Origin of the sequence: Mycobacterium shinjukuense, assembly GCF_010730055.1 — a bacterium.
Classification (GTDB): domain Bacteria; phylum Actinomycetota; class Actinomycetes; order Mycobacteriales; family Mycobacteriaceae; genus Mycobacterium; species Mycobacterium shinjukuense.
On record NZ_AP022575.1, the window covers coordinates 952,167 to 971,489 of the forward strand.

A 19,323-nucleotide genomic window follows, 5' to 3' on the forward strand; every position below is an offset into this window, starting at 1 on the left:
GCGAGCTATGGCAGACGATGCCAGGTCAGTGCGGGAACGTCGTCGCGAACTGCTGCGCAGACGCATCGCCGACAGCGGTGTGGCGGCAGCGCAACCGGTGGACGATGCGGCGGTGTGCGCGGGCCAGCGTTACCCGCTGTCGAGCGGTCAGCGCCGGATGTGGTTTCTGCAGTCGATGGACCCCGGTGACACCACATTGAACATCTGCGTGGCCTATCGGCTGACCGGCGCGCTAGACGAGCAGCGGTTGTCGGCGGCCTTTCGTGCCGTCGTTGCACGCCACGCCATCCTGCGCACCTGCTTTCGTGTGGACACCGAGGGGGAGCCATACCAGATATTCTTCGATGACGTCGAGATCGGTTGGCGGACAGAAGATTTGACTTACATCCCGGAGGAGGGCAGGGACCGGCGGATCGAGGCCCGCGCACACGACGAGTTTGGCCGACCATTCGACCTCACCGACGAATTGCCGCTGCGGATAACCCTAATGCGCACCGGTACACACGAGTTCGTGGTGCTGCTGGTCGTGCATCACATCTGCTGGGACGACGACTGCTGGGCGGTCTTCTTCGACGAGCTGAGCGCCGCGTACCACGGGCATCAACTCGGCGGTCGGCCGCCGCAGTTCGTCGCGGTCGAAGTGCTGGACAACTCGGGTGAGCCCACCGTGGCCGACGTCGGCTACTGGGCCGACACGCTGCGGCCGCCACCCGAACCGCTGGCGCTGCCCGGCTCGGCGGCCGCCCGCCCGTCCCGGCAGGCGCAACGTCGAACCCGGGCGCTGCCTGCCCAGCTGCTCGGCAGGGTTGAGGACTTTGCCCGGAAGCGCTCCGCGTCGCCGTTCGTGGTGCTGTTGGCGGCCTTCGGCGTGCTGGTGCGCCGCTACACCGGGGCGCCGGATTTCCTGGTCTCCGTGCCGGTAACCGAGCGTAAGGCCGCGGCGGCCGGTGCCATCGGGTATTTCGGCAACACGCTGTTGCTGCGGCTCACCCCCCGGTCGCAGGACACCTTCGCCTCGTTCGTCGACGCCGTGCGCCAGACCTGCCTGGACGGCTTTGCCCACCGGTCCGTCGGCATCGACCGGGTGGTGCGCGAAGTCAACCCGGAGCGGATGGGACACGACGGCATGGACCGGCTGGTGCGGCTGGGCTTTTCCATGCGCAAGAGCGTGAGCGATTTCAGGTTGGACGGCGTCACGGTGCGCCAACTCGACGAGCTGGGCGCCGTGACGGCCCACCTGCCGCTTTCTGTCGCGGTGGTCCTCGACCCGGCGATCGTCGAGTTGGAGTACCAGGTCGATGTGCTGGACGCGGCCCTGGTCGATCAGATGCTGGCGCACTACCTGCAGCTGTTGGACCGTGCGCTGGCCGAGCCCGGGCGGCGGCTGGTCAGCCTGGACATGCTTGGCCCCGGCGAGCGGGCTGCCGTCCTGGCGCTGTCCCACGGCGAACTGGTGGCCACGCCCGCCACCACCATGGTGGCGATGCTCGAAACCGCTGCCAACGCCCGACCCGATACGGTCGCGCTGGCTTCCGACACCGCTGAGCTGACCTACGCCGAATTGCACCGCCGGGCGAATCGGCTGGCGCGCTGGCTCATCGGACAGGGATTCGGCGCCGACGACATCATTGGCCTACGCTTGACCACGTCGATCGAGTTCATCGTCGCGATGCTCGCGGTGCTCAAATCCGGCGCGGCCTATCTGCCGATCGACCCGGCCTACCCGCCGGATCGCATCGACTACCTGGTCACCGACGCCCGCCCGCGGACTGTCCTCGGGCGGGACGACCTGGAGGCCGCCGAGCGGGCCGCCGCCGGGCTGCCCGACGGCGCGCTCATCGACGCCGAGCGTATCCGTCCGCTGCATCCCGAGCACTTGGCCTACGTCATCTACACCTCCGGCTCCACCGGCCAGCCCAAGGGGGTGGCGGTTGCGCATCACGCCATCGCCGAGCACGTGGATGGCTTCATCGCCGAGTGGAGCATGACCGCCGAAGACCGGCTATTGCAGTCGTCGTCGGTGAGCTTTGACGCGTCGCTGCTGGACATCTTGGTCACGTTGTCGCTCGGCGCACGGCTGATCGTGCCCAAGCCCGACGCGTTCACCGACATCGGCTATGTGGCCGATCTGATTGGTCGCCACGGCGTCACCGTGCTGCACATGGTGCCGTCGGTACTGAGCACCGTGCTGCTGCTGCCGCAGGTGAACCAGTGGCGGCAGCTGCGTCACGTGCCGGTGGGTGGCGAGGCGCTTGCCGGTGAAGTGGCCGACAAGTTCGCCCGCTACTTCGACGCGGAGTTACGCAATCACTACGGCCCGACCGAGGCCGTCGTCTGCGCGACGCACATGCGGGTCAGGGGCTCCTATGGCGCGCGGGTGGTCCCGATCGGCGTGCCCAACCGCAACGTCTACGCCTATGTCTTGGACGAGGAGTTGCAGCCGGTGCCCGTCGAGGTGATCGGTGAGCTCTACCTCGGTGGTGTCCAGTTGGCGCGTGGCTATCTGGGTCGTCCCGGGATGACCGCGGAGCGATTCGTCGCCGACCCCTACAACCCGGGCATGCGGATGTATCGAACGGGAGATCTGGTTCGCCGCAACATCGCTGGCGAGCTGGAATTCGTCGGCCGGGCCGACGAGCAGGTCAAGGTTCGTGGTTTCCGCATCGAACTTGGCGAGGTCGAGTCCGTGATCGCCACACATCCGGCGGTGCGACACTGCCTGGTCGTGGCCGAAGACACCGAGGCCGGACCGATCCTGGCCGCATACCTGGTTCCGATGGCCGACGAAAGCCATTCCGCGCACGTGGATCTCGACGAGATACGGACACATGCCGGGTCGCTGTTGCCGGAATACATGGTGCCCAACGCGTTTGCGGTGATCCCCGAGATCCCGCTGACCGTGAGCGGCAAGCTGGACCGGCGGGCACTGCCCGCGCCCACCCCGGTCGCGGCACGCCGCTACCGCGAGCCGGCGACGGCCACCGAGCGCCGGATGTGCGCCATCTTCGCGCGGTTGTTCGGCTGGCAGCAGGTCGGCGCCGACGACTCCTTATTCGGCCTGGGCGGCCATTCCCTGCTGGCGGCCCGGCTGGTCGCGCAGATCCGCGCCGAGTTCGGCACGGAGCTCAGCGTGCGCGCGGTGTTCGATACCCCAACCCCGGCCGGCTTGGCGGCGCGGCTGGTCGAGCGGTTTCGCGCCGAGTTCGATATCGAGCTGGACGCGACGGAATCCGAGGAAACCGGTGACGACACGGTGCCGCGGTCAGCTGCTCGGTCGTCTCGCCCGGAACTCGTCGACCGCGTTCGGCCCCCATGGCCCCCGTTGTCCTACTCGCAGCTGGCCATGTGGTTCCAGTACCGGTTGAGGGGCGCCAACGACGTCTTCAACATGGCTCTCGCGCTTCGCTTCAACGGTCCGCTGGACACCGCGGTGCTTGCCGAGGCGGTCAACGACGTGGTGGCCCGTCACGAGGTGCTGCGCACGAACTTCGTCGAACGCCAAGGCGTCCCGTATCAACATGTGCACCCCAGTTTGCAGGTGCGGCTAGCCGTCGTCGAGACCACCGCCGACCGGCTCGACGCGACCATCGCCGAGCTGCGTCGCTATGTGTTCGCCCTGGAGTCCGAACCCCTGATCAGGCCAACCCTGCTGGTGCTTGCCCCGGATTCGCGCCTGCTGCTCTTGCTCGTCCATCACATCGTCACCGATCACAGCTCACTGGGCGTCGTCTTCGAAGACCTCATCACCGCCTACCGCGCGCGGTTGGCCGGCGCCGCGCCGCGGTGGGCCACGAAGCCACTTCAGTTCGCCGATTACGCTGTGTGGCAACGAAATACCTTCGACGCACCGGGCGAATGGGCGCAGGCTGAGCTGGCGTACTGGCGTGCGGCCTTGGCCGGAATGCCCGCCGACATCTCGGTAGCCGCCGACCACCCGCGCCCGCCGGTCCTGGGCAGGCGGGGGGAAGTGGTGAATTTCCCGGTCTCCGCGGCCCGCCGGGCCGCCCTGGTCCGGCTGGCCGAGCAATCCGGCACCACCGAGTTCACGGTTTACCAGGCGGCTCTCGCGGTCGTGTTACACCAGCTGGGCGGTGGCACCGACATCGCCATCGGCAGCCCGGTGGCGTCCCGGGTCGACGTCACCACCGCAGAACTGACCGGCCCGTGCGCCAACGTGGTGGTGCTGCGCACCGACCTGTCCGGCGACCCCAGCCTGCGCGCCATCCTGGCGCGCAGCCGCGAGGTGGTGCTCGATGCGCTGGCACACCAGGAGCTTCCCATCGAGCGCTTGGTGGAGGCGATCAACCCGCCGCGGTCGCCGTCGCGCAACCATCCGCTGTTCCAGACCTCGATCCACTTCCGTGGCGAGGACTGGGCACTGCTGCCACGTGATCTCACCGGGACCGGCGAAACCACGGTCGCACCGGTGCCGATGGACTTCGAGATCTCCCTGCTGGATCTGAACGTGGCCCTGAACGTGACACCGGACGCCGACCTGGACGTGCGGGTGGTCGGCAACGCGGATCTCTACCAACCCCAGACCGTTGCGCTGATTGCCGATGCCCTCGACGCCGCACTGGACGCGTTCGCGACGACCCCGGACTCCGCGGTGTCCACGCTGGAGTTGCTGTCGGCGGCCGACCTGCACCGGCTGCGTACCGCGCCGACCCCGGCCGAGCCGCAATGGTCCCGGCCGAGGATCGGCGGCAGCGTGGAAACCGAACAAGCCCTCATTGGCCTGCTTGAGGAGTTGCTCGAGATCACCGGCGTCGATCGCGACGACAACTTTTTCGCGCTCGGCGGTGACAGCATCGTGTCCGTGCAATGGTCGGCTCGCGCCGCCGCCCAGGGCTTGCCGTTGACCCCGGCGATGGTGTTCGAGCACATGACCATCGCCGAGCTGGCCGCGGCGGTCGACGCGGCCGCCGATCGGCCTGCGGCCGAGGCCGATTCGACACCCGAAAGCCGGAGCGCGCCGATGAGCGCCTCGGGTCTGAGCGCCGAGGCGTTGGCCGAGCTCACGGCGTCCTGGCAGCGACACTCGTGACCAGCTCACCGCCGCGGATCGAGGACGTTCTCGCCCTCAGCCCCCTGCAGGAAGGGCTGTTCGCGTTATCCCGGCTGGCCGAGGACGGCATCGACGTCTACACCATGCAGTTCGTGGCCGATATCGACGGACCGCTTGACGTCGAGCTGCTCCGCCGCAGCGCTCAGGCCATGCTGGACCGGCACCCGAATCTGCGCGCGGCGTTCTGGGATCGCGATGTGCCCAAGCCGGTGCAGATCGTGCCGGCCCACGCGGAGCTGCCGTGGTCCCAACGCGTCGCCATACCAACGGAATTCGAGTCCATTGCGCGATCGGAGCGGCGCCGGCCGTTTGATTTGAGCCGCGGCCCGGCATTGCGCGTGGTGCTGCTCGCAGTGCCCGGTGAGCGGCGGTACCGGCTGATTTTCACCGCGCACCACATTCTGATGGACGGCTGGGGGCTCGGTGTGTTCTTCACCGAGATGCTCGCCGTGTACCGGGCGGGGGGATCGGCCGACGGGTTGCCCACCCCGCGTCCCTACCGGGACTACATCGCCTGGCTGGCGGGGCAGGACAGGGAGGCCGCGATCGCCAAGTGGACCCACTATCTGCGGGGGGTGTCCGGGCCGCTGATGGTGGCGAACGGCCCAGCGATGGGCCCGGTCGGTGCGGGTGGTGACGTACCGGAGACGTCGGAATCGCTGCTGCCCGCCGACGGTACGGCCCGGCTACGGCGTTGGGCCGGCGACAACGGGCTCACGCTCAACACCGCGGTGTTGTTCGCCTGGATCGTGCTGCTCGGCAGGCTCACCGACCGTCGCGACGTCGTCGTGGGCACCGTGGTCTCCGGCCGCCCGGAGCACTTGCCCGGCGTGGAGACCATGGTGGGGTTGTTCGTCAACACGGTGCCGGTGGTGCACCACCTCAGCGGCACCGCCGCGGTGGTCGAGCAATGTGCGCGGTTGCAGCGCGAGACATCGGCGATGCGGGACGTCGGCTATCTCAGCCTGTCGGAACTCCAGCGCGCTCACGGCCACGGAGCCTTGTTCGACAGCCTGTTCGTGTTCGAGAACGCCCCGATCGAGGACGCCATTCGCCCGGTGACCACACCCGACGGCGTCCGATTCCGCCCGGTCAAGGGCGAGAGCCTGACTCACTACCCGGTGACCGTGGTCGCGCACACCAGAGACGACGCGCTGGTGGTGGTTGTCGAGGCGATCCGCGAGGCGCTGCCGCACCTTCCGGCCGCCGAGATCTGCCAGCGTTTGGTCGGTGTGCTGGACCAGCTGCCCGAAGTTGGCGACCAAACCCCCGACGCGCTCGACGTTCTCATCGCGGCCGAGCGCGCCGCATGCGATGACCTCGCGGCCCGTTCGGCGCCCACCCCGGATGACACGGTGTGGCAGGCCTTCGAGCGGCAGGTCGCCGCCACGCCGGATGCGGTCGCCCTGAGCACCGGCGGTGGTGAGCGCTATACCTATGCCGAACTGTACGATGACGCCGCCCGGCTGGCGGGCGAGCTGGCCGAACGCGGGGTAGGCCCGGAAGCCGTTGTCGCCCTGGTGCTGCCACGCTCGTCTCGGTCCATCGTCGCCATTCTCGGCGTGCTGGCCGCCGGTGGCGCCTATCTGCCCGTCGACATCACGCTGCCGGCCGCTCGCATCGAATCCATTTTCCGGCAGGCCAATCCGTTGCTTGCCGTCACCGAAGCCGGCTGCTCGGAACTGGTCACGGCGGGTATCCCCACCCTGATCATCGACGATCCCGGTGTCTCGGAGCGCATTTCGCGACGTGCAGCCGCTGCCCCGACAGTTTCCCGTCATCCCAGCCACAGCGCCTATGTCATCTTCACCTCCGGCTCGACCGGTGAACCCAAGGGCGTCATCGGCACCCATGCCGCGCTGCTGAGCTATTACGCCGACCATCGCGAGCGGGTGTATCGGGCGGCGTCGGGGCGCCTGGGCCGCCCGATGCGGATCGCGCATGCCTGGTCGCTGGGCTTTGACGCCTCATGGCAGCCGATGGTCGGCCTGCTCGACGGTCATTGGCTGCATCTGTTCGACCCCGAGGAAATGCGCGACGCCGATCGGCTGGTGCTGGGCATGGCCGCCCACCGGATCGACATGATCGACACCACCCCGTCGATGTTCGGGCAGCTTCGAGCCGCGGGACTGGCGGATCACAACCTCGCGGTGCTCGCCCTGGGTGGCGAAGCCATCGACCGCTCGCTGTGGGAGCAGTTGCGCGGGCTGTCGCCCACCGCGGTGTACAACTGTTACGGCCCGACCGAGATGACGGTCGAAGCGGTGGTGGCCCGGGTCGACGAGCATCCGACGCCGACGATCGGCACGGTGAACGCCGGAACGTTCGGCTACGTGTTGGACTCGGCGCTGCGGATGGTGCCCAACGGTGTGGTGGGTGAGCTGTATCTCTCCGGCGCGCAGCTGGCTCGTGGCTACATCGGCGGGTCTGGACTGACCGCGGCCCGTTTTGTGGCCGACCCGTTCCGCCCGGGCCAACGCATGTACCGCACCGGCGATGTGGTGCGGCGGCTGCCGCACGGTGGCTACGCCTATCTGGGCCGTGGCGACACCCAGGTGAAGATTCGGGGCCACCGGGTCGAGCTCGGTGAGATCGAGGCCGCGTTGCGTGGCCAGACCCAGGTACACGACGCGGCGGTGTCGGTCTTGTCCCGCGAAACCGGCACCATCCTGGTGGGTTTTGTGGTGTGGCAAGACAACGTCGAGGGTGACCTGGCTGGGCTGCGCGCCGCGCTCGCCAAACGCCTGCCGTCCTACATGGTTCCGGCCAGGATCGTGGCGCTGCCTGCGCTGCCGGTGAACGCCAACGGCAAACTGGACGGCCATGCCCTGGACCGGTTGGCCGAGGACGCGCTGTCGACGGTCCCCGTGGGTGAGGCAGGGTCGGCGTGCACCGCCACCGAGCGATCGCTGTGCGAACTGTTCGCCGAGCAGTTCAACGGGGTGGTGCCACACCTCGACGACGACTTCTTCCTGTTCGGGTTGGACAGCATTGTGGCGATCTCGTTGGTGCACAAGGCGAGACGACGGGGTCTGGCGTTGAGTCCGCGGACGGTGCTGGGCGCTCCGACCATTCGCCAGCTCGCGGCCGCCATCGACGCGGCGGCCGGTTCGGATGCGGCCGTTACGGACCCCGACCAGGGTGAGGTGCTGCCGTTACCGATGGTGTCCTGGCTGTACGAGCACGGCAACTATCGACGTTTCACCCATACCGTATTGCTTCGGCTGCCCACCGGCATCGACCACTCGTCCATCGAGTCGATGCTGCAGCTGCTGCTCGATGGTCACGACACCCTGCGATCCATTTTGATCGACACCCCGGCGGGCCCGCGTCTGGTCACCCGCGAACCCGGCGTGGTCCGTGCCGCCGACCTGCTTACCCGGGTAGAACTGGCGAAACCCACTGACGACGAACTGATCTCGGCCATTAGCCGCACCGCTCGCGGTGTGTTGGATCAGATCGATCCGCGCGCCGGTGCGATGGTGCGATCGGTTTGGTTCTCCGGTGCCGAGCACGGCGAGGTGCTGCTGCTCACCGCTCACCACCTGACGGTGGACGTGGTGTCCTGGCACATCATGCTGGGCGATCTCGCGGAAGCATGGCGCTGCGTGACGGCCGGCACGGCGCCCAAGATGCTGTCGGAGTTCACGTCGTACCGTCGATGGTGTGCGCTGATGTGGCAACGGGCCGCTGCCCCAGAGGTGCATGCCCAACGCCAGTACTGGGCCGGGCAGGTCGGCGAACCCGATCCCGTGTTGGGAGCGCGGCGCCCGGACCCGACACGCGATACCTGGTCCACACTGCGAGTCACCCGGGTGGTCACCCCGGTCGACGTCACCGAGCGCATGCTTTCCACGATCACCCGCGAGGAAGGTGTGCGTGAATTCTTGTTGGCCGCGGCCACGATGACCATTGCAAGCTGGCGGCGCGAACGTGCGCAGGATCCGGCGTCGGGCACCCTGGTGGCCTTGGAGGGCCATGGTCGCGCCGATGCCGTCATGAACACCGACACCACCAACACCGTCGGATGGTTCACCAGCGCGTTCCCGGTGCGGCTCGGAGCCGGTGCGGCGGCGGTCGATATCGAGCGGGCCGAACGGGATTCGGGGGCGGCTCGGGCCCTGCTGGAGTCGGTGGTCTGCCACCTTGGCGCGATCCCCAACGACGGTTTGGATTACGGCCTGCTGCGCTATGTGGCCGAGGTCCCCGAGTTGCGGGAGACCGCCGAACCACAGATTCAGTTCAGCTATCTGGGGCGTCTGGACCTCGGTGTGACCGACCAGCCCTGGTCGCCATTGGCCGGTCCCTATCTCGATGCTCTCCCGGACGATCCCGAGCCCGAGCTGCCGCTGCGGTTCGCCTTGAACCTCAGCGCATTTGTCGCCAGCACCCCCGACGGAACACAACTGATCAGCAACTGGCGCTGGTGTGCTGCCCTGTTCACATCGTCGGACATCGACCGCATGACGCAATTCTGGCAGCGGGGAATCGCCGCGCTGGCGGCTGGCGTGGACCGCAACCCCGGCTAGAGCTAGGCGGGCCGGACCAGGTGGCATGAAAGGGACATGAATGGAGCCGCGGGATATCGAGTGGATCAGCAAGGACCAGATCAGGGCTACGGTTGCGGCCGAACTCGGTTGCGCCGCACAAGACGTCGCCGACCACGACGATCTCATTCGGCTGGGCCTGAACTCGATCCGCATGATGGCGCTGGCCGGGGGCTGGCGCCAGCGTGGCGCCCACGTCACGTTCGCAGAACTTGCGGCCAGCCCGACGGTTGCGTCGTGGTACGGCCTGCTCAGCGGGGATGCGGGTGCCGCCCCGGCACAGCCGACGGTGGCCGGACCCGTTGATGCTGCGGCCGACCAAACCCCTTTCCCATTGGCGACCATGCAGCACGCGTACTGGATTGGCCGCTCCGACGAGCAAGAGCTGGGCGGGGTCGCCGCCCACCTGTACGTCGAATTCGACGGTAGGCAGGTAGATCCCGGGCGCCTGGAACGTGCGGTGTCCGATCTCATCGCGATGCATCCGATGCTGCGCACCCGATTCCTGCCGGACGGGACTCAGCAAACCATGCCCGGACCGGGTGGGCCGGTGTTCAGCGTGGTCGATCTGCGTGGACGCAGTCCCGAGACCGTGGACGCTGCGTTGGCCGAACTGCGTGACCGTAAAACCCACCAGCGCCTCAGAATTGAAGACGGCCAGGTCATCGAGATCACGCTGACCCGCTGTGACGACCGCAACCGGCTGCACCTGGACATCGACATGCTGGCGGGCGACGCGATGAGCTATCGCGTGCTGGTCTCGGATCTGGCCGAGCTGTACCAAGGGGCGACGCCTGCGGCCCCCGGCTACAGCTACCGGCGTTATCGTACCGAACGCCAACCGGATAGCCTCGCGCATGACCGGGACCGGCAGTGGTGGCGGCAGCGGTTGCCGGAGATGCCCGGCGCGCCCGAACTGCCGACCGTCCCGGTCGGGGATCGTCGGGCGCCTCATCGCACCGTGCGCTACCACCACTGGTTGGCGCCGGGTGGCAAGCGGACGCTGATCGCCGGGGCACATGCGCGTGGGGTCACGCCGGCCATGGCGTTGGCGGCGATCTTCGCCGACACCATCGGCGGATGGTCGGCCCAAGGCCGCTTTCTGTTGAATGTGCCGCTGTTTCACCGTGAACCGGTGCACCCGGACATCGACCGGGTGATCGGAGACTTCACCACGTCGGTCATGCTGGAGGTCGATGTCACCGAAAATGTGTCGGTGGCCGACCGGGCCCGCGCGATTCAGCGCAGCATGTACGAAAGTGGTTCACACGCCGCCTATTCCGGATTAGAGGTGCTGCGGGATTTGGGCAGATACCGGGGCGAGCCGGTGCTGGCCCCGGTCGTTTTCACCAGTGCCCTCGATTTGGGTGAGCTGTTTGCCGACAACGTCATCCAGACCTTTGGCGAGCCGGTGTGGATCGTCTCGCAGGGGCCGCAGGTGCTGCTGGATGCCCAGGTCACCGAGCTGCGCGGCGGCTTGCTGGTGAACTGGGACGTCCGCGAGTCGGCGTTCCCGCACGGCCTGATCGATGCCATGTTCACCCGGTTCACCGAGGCCGTCGACCGGCTCGCCGACGGCGATGCGGGCTGGGACGCCCGGGCCGCGGTCGAGCTGCCGGCCGCCCAGGCGGCGGTGCGCGCGGCGATCAACGCCACCGGCGGACCGGCCAGCCGACGGTGCCTGCATCAAGGCTTTTTCGAACACGCCGCGGCCAGCCCGGATGCCCCGGCCGTGGTATGGGGCGTGGGGGACAGCGCGGGCGTGTGGCGCTACCGGGAGCTGGCCGAGAGTTCGCTGGCCGTCGCGGGCGCGCTGCGCGCTCACGGCGTGCGGCGGGGCGACGCGGTCGCCGTCCAGCTACCCAAGGGTCGCGAGCAAGTCTTGGCGGTGTTGGGCATACTCGCCGCCGGCGGCACGTACGTGCCCATCGGATTCGACCAGCCAGACCGGCGCCGCGCCAAGATCTTGCAGACCGCCGATGTTGTTGCGGCGCTGACGGTGGACGGCGCAGACATTGGGGTCCCGATCCCGTGCGTGTCCATCGACGCGGCGCGCGACCATCGGCAGCCGCTGCCGGCCCCGGAGATTTCCGATACCGGCGAGATCGCCTACGTGATCTTCACGTCCGGCTCCACGGGCCAGCCCAAGGGCGTCGAGGTATCCCACCGCGCGGCGATGAACACCATCGACGCCGTCAACGAGTGGTTCGCGGTCGGCGGCACCGATCGAGCGCTTGCGCTGTCCGCACTCGAATTCGACCTGTCGGTCTACGACATCTTCGGCTTGCTCTCGGTGGGTGGCTCGGTGGTGATGGTCGATTCCGAGCGGCAGTCCGCCGCCACCTCGTGGGTGGAATTGCTTCGCCACCACCGGGTTTCGATCCTCAACTGCGTGCCGAGCATGCTCGATATGATCCTTCAGCTCGGCGGCGACCGGCTGGGCGAATCGTTGCGTGCCGTCATCGTCGGCGGTGACTGGGTGGGCGCTGATCTGGCCCGCAGGCTGGCCACGCAGGTGCCGGGCTGCCGGTTCGCCGGCCTGGGCGGTGCGACCGAGACGGCCATTCACAGCACCATCTGCGAGGTGGCCGGCGAACCGCCGGCGCACTGGGCGACCGTGCCGTTCGGGATTCCGCTACGCAACGTGCGGTGTCGGGTGGTTGCGCCGTCGGGCCGCGATTGCCCCGACTGGGTACCCGGGGAGTTATGGGTCGGCGGCGCGAATGTCGCCGCGGGCTACCGCAACGACCCGGAACGCACCGCGTTGCGATTCGTCGACTACGACGGTGTTCGTTGGTACCGGACCGGCGACATGGCCAGATACTGGCCCGACGGCACCATCGAATTCCTCGGCCGGGCCGACCATCAGGTGCAAATTCGCGGCTACCGGGTCGAGCTCGGTGACGTGGAGAGCGCGCTTCGCACGGTCCCCGGGGTGCGCCATGCCGTCGCGGCCGTGGTCGGTGCCAACGCACCCAAGCTGGTGGCGGCCGTCGCCGGTGATCCCGGCGGCGTCGGCGACATCATCGCTGCGGTGGCGGAGCTGCTACCCAGCTACATGGTTCCCACCCGGGTCGTCGTTCTCGAGCAGATTCCGCTGACCTCCAACGGCAAACTGGACCGCCGGGCCGTGACCGCGCTGCTCGAACCGGACGCGTCCGAAACCGAAGACGCCAGCCCGCGCACCGACGTCGAGGCCGCGCTCGCCGACATCGTCGCCGAGGTGCTGGGGCTCACCGGCCCGGCTTCGGTCGGTGTGCACGACGATTTCTTTGCGCTGGGCGGCGATTCGGTGTTGGCCACCACCGTCATTGCCCGGGTGCGTGACTGGCTGGACATCGATCACGCGGTGGTCTCCGACCTGTTTGCCACCCGCACCGTGGCCGGTTTCGCCGAGCGGCTCAACAGCCGTGAAGCCCAACGCGGTGCGCCGCAACGACTGGCCGTGATCGCACGTCACTACCTCGAGGTCGCGGCCTTAACCGACGAGGAGGTACTGGCCGAAGGGTAGGGCTGGCTCGGGGCGGGCGAGCCGATGACGATACTGCCGACGCTGCACTCCTGCAGTTCGTCGACCCCGGTGGCCGAGACGAAAGCGGCGGTGTCACTAAAGGCTTGCGCACACGCGCCGAGGCCCATCGCGGTCGCGGCCAGGTAGATCGTCTGCATGAGGACACCGACATCCTTGAGGATGGTGGCGTAGCCGATCTGCTCGTAGGTCCACGTGATGCGACCACACCGTGCGGCCATAACGATGAGCACTTGCGGCTCGGCACCCGCGGCCAGCGTCGCCGCCGCCGGCTTTATCAGCCGGGCCATCGCCGTCGAATCCGCGGCGGCCACCGGGCGCAGCACGTGGTCGAATGAGTCGTAGTGATAGATGCCCGGCTCGAGTCCGGCAACAATACGCGCCACGGGGTACAGCTCGAGTTCATAGAGGCCGCCAGCGGAAGGGTATGGCCGCGACAGCAGTTCCTCGTCCGCACCGACCGGCTGGGTTCCGCGCGTCCGCGCGGTGCGGTACAGCAGCTCCGCCAGCTGGTCGATGCTGATCGGGTGGGCGTCGTCGAATGTTCGTGTCGAAACCCGATCCTCCAGGACGGCCGTCAGGGTCGGGTCGCGTGCCCGGTTGGCCGCCAGGTCGGGGACGGGAAGGGCGATCGGATCACCGGGATAACGTGTCCTGCGTGCCGGAGGCTGGGGGAAGCGGCCCCTCGCCCACCCGGTCGGGCCGAAATGCTCCCAGGTGATCGTGCGCTCACCAAGGCTGCTGCGCCGGTGAAACCACAGATCCGGTGCGCTCCAGCTCAGCGCCTCAAAGCTGTGGTCCTCGTCGCCGGCGGAGACCAGGATGCCACCCCAGCGCAGGTCCTCGATGAACCGCGAGGCGAGGGCGGTCGGCAGGTCTACGTCGACCGCTGCGGGCTCGTCGAGCAGAACGAGCAGGCGTGCGTCATGGATGCGCACATCACACCATGCCAGCGGATGCTCGAGGAGCAAACCCGCTGAGTCCCGATGCAGCACAGCGAATTTCGATAGCACAGCCGATCCCGACGACGGTGACACCGGTCGCGGATGGGGTTGTCCGAACGGCACGATGGAGTAGCGATCCTCACCGTCACACACCGTGATCGTCAGCCAGCCGCTCGCGGCCATGCGCTCTATCAGGGCGCCGACATCGCTTCGGTCCGAGGGTGCGGACATCCCCGAAACCGTTGCCGGGCCCCGATTCAATGCCTTGAGTGCCCGTAGCTGACCGGCGGACAGTCGGGTCAGCCTCTCGCTACGCGGCGGGCTCAGCAGCACGGCTCCAGCGGGGGTGGTCAGGCAGGTGACGCCGGAACGGAACGCAAATCTCGTTTGGTCGGGGTAGCTGAGGCCGGGCAATTGCCAACCCTTCGGTGTTGACTGCGAATCTTCGTGCCGCGTTCCTCAGCGTAGGCCAGGCGAAACACCTGCCCGCCAGGAGTGGCCGCCGGCTGATCCACCCGACCGACGGGTGCGCCTACCGTGGCTCGCCCCGCACCATGTCCATGTCGAACACCCGCGCGTGCAGCACGGTGCGGTTACGCAGGGCCGCGCGCACCGCCCGGTGCAGGCCGTCCTCCAGATAGGTGGTCCCTTTCCACTTCACGGCGTGCGGGAAAAGGTCGCCGTAGAAGGTGGAGTCCTCCGAAAGCAGCCGGTCCAGCGCGAGGACCGTCGTGGTGGTGACCAGTTCGTCGAGCCGGATCTGTTGTGGAGGTATCTGCGACCAGTCCCTATAGGACAGCCCATGGTCGGGATACGGCTTGCCGTCCCGCACACCCTTGAAGATCATGTGCTGATCGCTTCTGCCGCGTCGCCTGGATCCGACGAGATCATGCTGGACAGGCTAGTCGGAAAATCTCGCCGGCAAGCATTCAGCGATGCGTGCAGCGTGACGGCCAGCTTGCTGGTGAGACCGTAAACTGAAGCCGGCCGATCGGGTGGCAAACGGCAACGAGGAGGTGAGGTCGATGTCAAGCGCGGAGGAGCGTCGCTTCGAGGTGTTACGCGCCATTGTCGCCGACTTCGTCGCCACCCAGGAACCGATCGGCTCGAAATCCTTGGTGGAACGGCACAACCTGGGTGTCTCCAGCGCGACCATCCGCAACGACATGGCGGTGCTGGAGGCCGAGGGATACATCACCCAGCCGCACACCAGCTCTGGGAGGGTGCCCACGGAGAAGGGGTACCGCGAGTTCGTCGACCGGCTCGACGACGTCAAACCCCTGTCGGCGCCCGAGCGGCGGGCGATCCAAAGCTTCCTGGAGCGCGCCGTCGACCTCGACGACGTGCTGCGCCGGGCGGTGCGGCTGCTCGCCCAGCTGACGCGTCAGGTGGCCGTGGTTCAGTACCCGACGCTGTCGAGCTCGACCGTTCGCCACCTGGAAGTGATCGCGCTCACCCCGGCCCGGCTGCTGATGGTGGTTATCACCGACTCCGGCCGGGTGGATCAGCGCATCGTCGAGCTCGGTGACGTCATCGATGACCACCAGCTGTCCCAGCTCCGCGAGATACTCGGCCAGGCCTTGGAAGGCAAGAAGCTCTCGGCGGCCTCGGTCGCGGTCGCCGACCTGGCCGGCAAGCTGCGCGGCGCCGGTGGCTTGAGCAACGCGGTCGGGCGGGCGGCGACGGTTTTGCTGGAGTCGTTGGTGGAGCACGCCGAGGAGCGCCTGCTGCTGGGCGGCACCGCCAACCTGACCCGCAACGCCGCCGACTTCGGCGGGTCGCTGCGCTCCATCCTGGAAGCCCTCGAGGAGCAGGTCGTGGTGTTGCGACTGCTGGCCGCTCAGCAGGAAGCCGGCAAGGTGACGGTGCGCATCGGCCACGAAACCGAAGCCGAACAGATGGCGGGGACCTCGATGGTGTCCACCGCCTATGGGACCGCCGACACGGTCTACGGCGGCATGGGAGTGCTCGGGCCCACCCGCATGGACTATCCGGGAACTATGGCCAGTGTTGCCGCGGTTGCCCTGTATATCGGCGAAGTACTGGGTGCTCGATGACCGTGCACCCGCTGCAGGACTTGTGGACAGCCGCATAAGCGCGGCTGGAGGCGCGGCATAGGAGAGTTAATCGTGGCACGCGATTACTACGGGCTGCTCGGCGTCGGAAGGGGCGCCAGCGATGCGGACATCAAGCGCGCGTATCGTCGGCTGGCGCGCGAACTGCATCCCGACGTCAATCCCGATGAGGCGGCGCAGGCGAAGTTCAAGGAAATCAGCGTTGCCTACGAGGTGTTGAGTGACCCGGAGAAGCGCCGCATCGTCGACATGGGCGGGGATCCGCTGGAAAGCGCGGGCGCGGCCGCCGGCGGCTTCGCCGGTTTCGGGGGTCTAGGCGATGTGTTCGAGGCCTTCTTCGGGGGCGGCTTCGGCGGCTCCTCGGCCGCACGCGGACCGACCGGCCGGGTTCGTCCGGGTTCGGACTCGCTGCTGCGGATGCGGCTGGACCTTGACGAGTGTGCGACGGGGGTCACCAAGCAGGTCACCGTGGACACCGCGGTGCTGTGCGACCGGTGCCAGGGCAGGGGCACCAACGGTGATTCCGCGCCGGTGCCCTGCGACACCTGCGGCGGTCGCGGGGAGGTGCAGACCGTTCAGCGCTCCCTGCTGGGTCAGGTGATGACGTCGAGACCGTGTCCCACCTGCCGCGGCGTGGGAGTGGTGATCCCCGACCCGTGCCACCAATGCTTCGGCGACGGCCGGGTGCGGGCGCGCCGGGAGATCAGCGTCAAGATCCCGGCCGGTGTCGGCGACGGCATGCGGGTTCGGCTTGCCGCCCAGGGCGAGGTTGGGCCCGGGGGGGGACCGGCGGGTGACCTGTACGTCGAGGTTCACGAGCAACCCCATGACATCTTCCTGCGCCAGGGCGACGACCTGCACTGCACCGTTTCGGTGCCGATGGTCGACGCGGCGCTGGGTGTCACGGTCACCGTGGACGCCATCCTGGACGGCATGAGCGAGATCGTCATACCTCCCGGCACCCAGCCGGGTTCGGTGATCACCCTGCGGGGGCGCGGGATGCCGCATCTGCGCTCCAACGCCCGGGGTGACCTGCACGTTCACGTCGAGGTGGTGGTCCCCACCCGGTTGGATCACCGGGACACCGAACTGCTGCGTGAGCTGAAGAGCCGCCGCGGCCGCGACATCGCCGAGGTGCGCCCGACGCAGGCTGCCGGCGGCGGGTTGTTCAGCCGGCTGCGCGAGACCTTCACCGGGCGTTAGCCGCACTCCCGGAGGTCGCACATGGTGGCGACGCTGTTCTACGTTGACGCCCTGCCCGCCCCCGGCGCGCTGGCGGTCGTGGGCGGGGACGAAGGGTTTCACGCCGCCATGGTGCGCCGGATCCGTCCCGGCGAGCAGGTGGTGCTTGGCGATGGGGCCGGTGGCCTGGCCCGCTGTCTGGTGGAGCACGCTGGGCGGGATGGGCTCGGTGCCCGGGTGTTGAAACGCTGGAGCGTCGCCCCGGGGTGTCCGCGGGTCACCGTGGTGCAGGCGCTGCCCAAATCCGACCGTTCGGAATTGGCCATCGAATTGGCCACCGAGGCCGGCGCCGATGCCTTTCTGGCTTGGCAGGCGGCCCGCTGCGTGGCCAGCTGGGACGGTGCCCGCGCCGACAAGGGGCTGCGCCGGTGGCGAGCGGTCGCCCGCTCGGCCGCACGGCAATCGCGCCGGGCGCATATCCCCCCGGTCGACGGCGTGCTGTCGACCGCCGGGCTGATCCAACGGGTCGGTGACGAGGTGGCCGCCGGCGCCGCGGTGCTGGCCTTACACGAGTCGGCGACGGATCGGCTCGCCGCTGTCGACGCGACGCACGCGAGCTCACTGATGCTCATCATCGGCCCCGAGGGGGGTATCACGCCGGACGAGATCGCCGCGTTGACCGACGCCGGTGCTGTCGCGGTCCGGCTGGGTCCGACCGTGCTACGGACGTCGACCGCGGCCGCGGTGGCGCTGGGCGCGTTGGGTGTGCTCACCTCTCGATGGGATGGCCCCGCAAGTCGGTAAGCGTTGAGCGGGCTACCGGCCGCGTGAATCACTGGGACGCGGTATTGACCGGCGGTAGACTAAAAATCCACGACTCTCACCCGAAAACTCCAGAAAGCAGGCACCCGAAGCCACGTGACGCCCCGCGAGACCCGCGCCGCCGACGCATCGGCCTCCACCCCGGTTCGCAGCAGCATCGACGTTCCGCCCGACCTGGTCGTGGGCTTGCTTGGCTCGGCCGACGAAAACCTGCGCGCCCTCGAACTCAGCCTCGGTGCCGACCTACACGTGCGCGGCAACACCGTCACCATCTCCGGCGAGCCGGCCGACGTGGCGCTGGCCGAACGGGCTATCTCGGAGCTGATCGCGATTGCCGCCCGAGGCCAGCCGTTGACTCCCGAGGCGGTACGGCACAGCGTCGCCATGCTGGTCGGTACCGGCAACGAGTCGCCCGCCGAGGTTCTCACCCTGGACATCCTGTCGCGTCGGGGTAAGACGATCCGGCCCAAGACACTCAACCAAAAGCGCTACGTCGACGCGATCGACGCCAACACCATCGTCTTCGGCATCGGCCCGGCCGGCACCGGTAAGACGTATCTCGCCATGGCCAAGGCGGTGCACGCGCTGCAGACCAAGCAGGTAACCCGCATCATCTTGACCCGCCCCGCGGTGGAAGCCGGTGAGCGCCTTGGCTTTCTGCCGGGTACGTTGAGCGAAAAGATCGATCCGTACCTACGCCCGCTCTATGACGCGCTCTACGACATGATGGACCCGGAATCGATCCCCAAACTGATGTCCGCGGGTGTCATCGAGGTGGCGCCGTTGGCGTATATGCGTGGTAGAACCCTCAACGACGCCTTCATCGTCCTCGACGAGGCGCAGAACACCACCGCCGAGCAGATGAAGATGTTTCTCACCCGCCTGGGATTCGGGTCCAAGGTCGTCGTCACCGGCGATGTCACCCAGATCGACCTGCCGGGCGGTGCCAGGTCAGGCCTGCGGGCGGCGGTCGACATCCTCGAGGACATCGATGACATCCACATCGCGGAGCTGACCAGTGCGGATGTGGTCCGCCATCGACTTGTCTCCGAGATCGTCGACGCCTACGCGCGCTACGAGGAGCCTGGCTCGGGGATGAACCGCGCCGCCCGGCGCGCGTCGGGCGTGCGCAGTCGCCGATGATGAGTGCGTGAGC

Annotated in this window: 9 protein-coding genes; 7 read left to right on the forward strand and 2 right to left on the reverse strand. The window is 68.1% G+C overall.

Features of this window, described 5'->3' with window-relative positions; translation table 11 throughout:
* Positions 1-7: 7 nt before the first annotated feature.
* From G6N20_RS04145 to G6N20_RS04155, 3 genes are read left to right on the forward strand one after another with little or no spacing between them, the layout of a single operon-like run.
* Positions 8-5,047 carry a non-ribosomal peptide synthetase gene (locus tag G6N20_RS04145; RefSeq protein ID WP_083046325.1) on the forward strand — a complete coding sequence of 1,680 codons (5,040 nt, stop codon included), beginning with the start codon at positions 8-10 and terminating at the stop codon, positions 5,045-5,047.
* Positions 5,044-9,597 (forward strand): non-ribosomal peptide synthetase, encoded by a 4,554-nt coding sequence (locus tag G6N20_RS04150; RefSeq protein WP_083046326.1) that lies wholly within the window; start codon positions 5,044-5,046, stop codon positions 9,595-9,597. The genes G6N20_RS04145 and G6N20_RS04150 overlap by 4 nt, the downstream gene beginning before the upstream one ends.
* Positions 9,598-9,652: 55 nt before the next feature.
* Complete coding sequence (locus G6N20_RS04155) at positions 9,653-13,126, forward strand: non-ribosomal peptide synthetase (RefSeq protein WP_179961541.1); 3,474 nt, start codon at positions 9,653-9,655, stop codon at positions 13,124-13,126.
* Here the strand turns inward: G6N20_RS04155 and G6N20_RS04160 are convergent.
* Together G6N20_RS04160 and G6N20_RS04165 are read right to left on the reverse strand one after the other, a co-directional pair.
* Entirely contained in the window at positions 13,075-14,502 is a 1,428-nt protein-coding gene (locus G6N20_RS04160; RefSeq protein WP_179961515.1) for a SagB family peptide dehydrogenase, read from the reverse strand. The two genes, G6N20_RS04155 and G6N20_RS04160, sit on opposite strands and share 52 nt — an antisense overlap.
* Before the next feature lie 118 nt (positions 14,503-14,620).
* Entirely contained in the window at positions 14,621-14,935 is a 315-nt protein-coding gene (locus G6N20_RS04165) for a type II toxin-antitoxin system VapB family antitoxin (protein WP_083046329.1), read from the reverse strand.
* 178 nt (positions 14,936-15,113) lie between these two features.
* Between G6N20_RS04165 and hrcA the strand changes: the two genes are divergently transcribed.
* From hrcA to G6N20_RS04185, 4 genes are all read left to right on the forward strand, one after another.
* On the forward strand, positions 15,114-16,145 hold the full coding sequence (gene hrcA, locus G6N20_RS04170; protein ID WP_083046356.1) for a heat-inducible transcriptional repressor HrcA: 1,032 nt from the start codon (positions 15,114-15,116) through the stop codon (positions 16,143-16,145).
* 72 nt (positions 16,146-16,217) lie between these two features.
* Entirely contained in the window at positions 16,218-17,366 is a 1,149-nt protein-coding gene (gene dnaJ / locus G6N20_RS04175) for a molecular chaperone DnaJ (RefSeq protein WP_083046330.1), read from the forward strand.
* A gap of 21 nt (positions 17,367-17,387) precedes the next feature.
* The gene (locus G6N20_RS04180; RefSeq protein ID WP_083046331.1) at positions 17,388-18,149 is read left to right on the forward strand and encodes a 16S rRNA (uracil(1498)-N(3))-methyltransferase; all 762 of its coding nucleotides are present in this window, start codon (positions 17,388-17,390) and stop codon (positions 18,147-18,149) included.
* Between the two features lie 114 nt (positions 18,150-18,263).
* Positions 18,264-19,310, forward strand: coding sequence for a PhoH family protein (locus tag G6N20_RS04185; protein ID WP_083046332.1), 1,047 nt, complete (start codon positions 18,264-18,266; stop codon positions 19,308-19,310).
* The last annotated feature ends 13 nt before the right edge of the window (positions 19,311-19,323 follow it).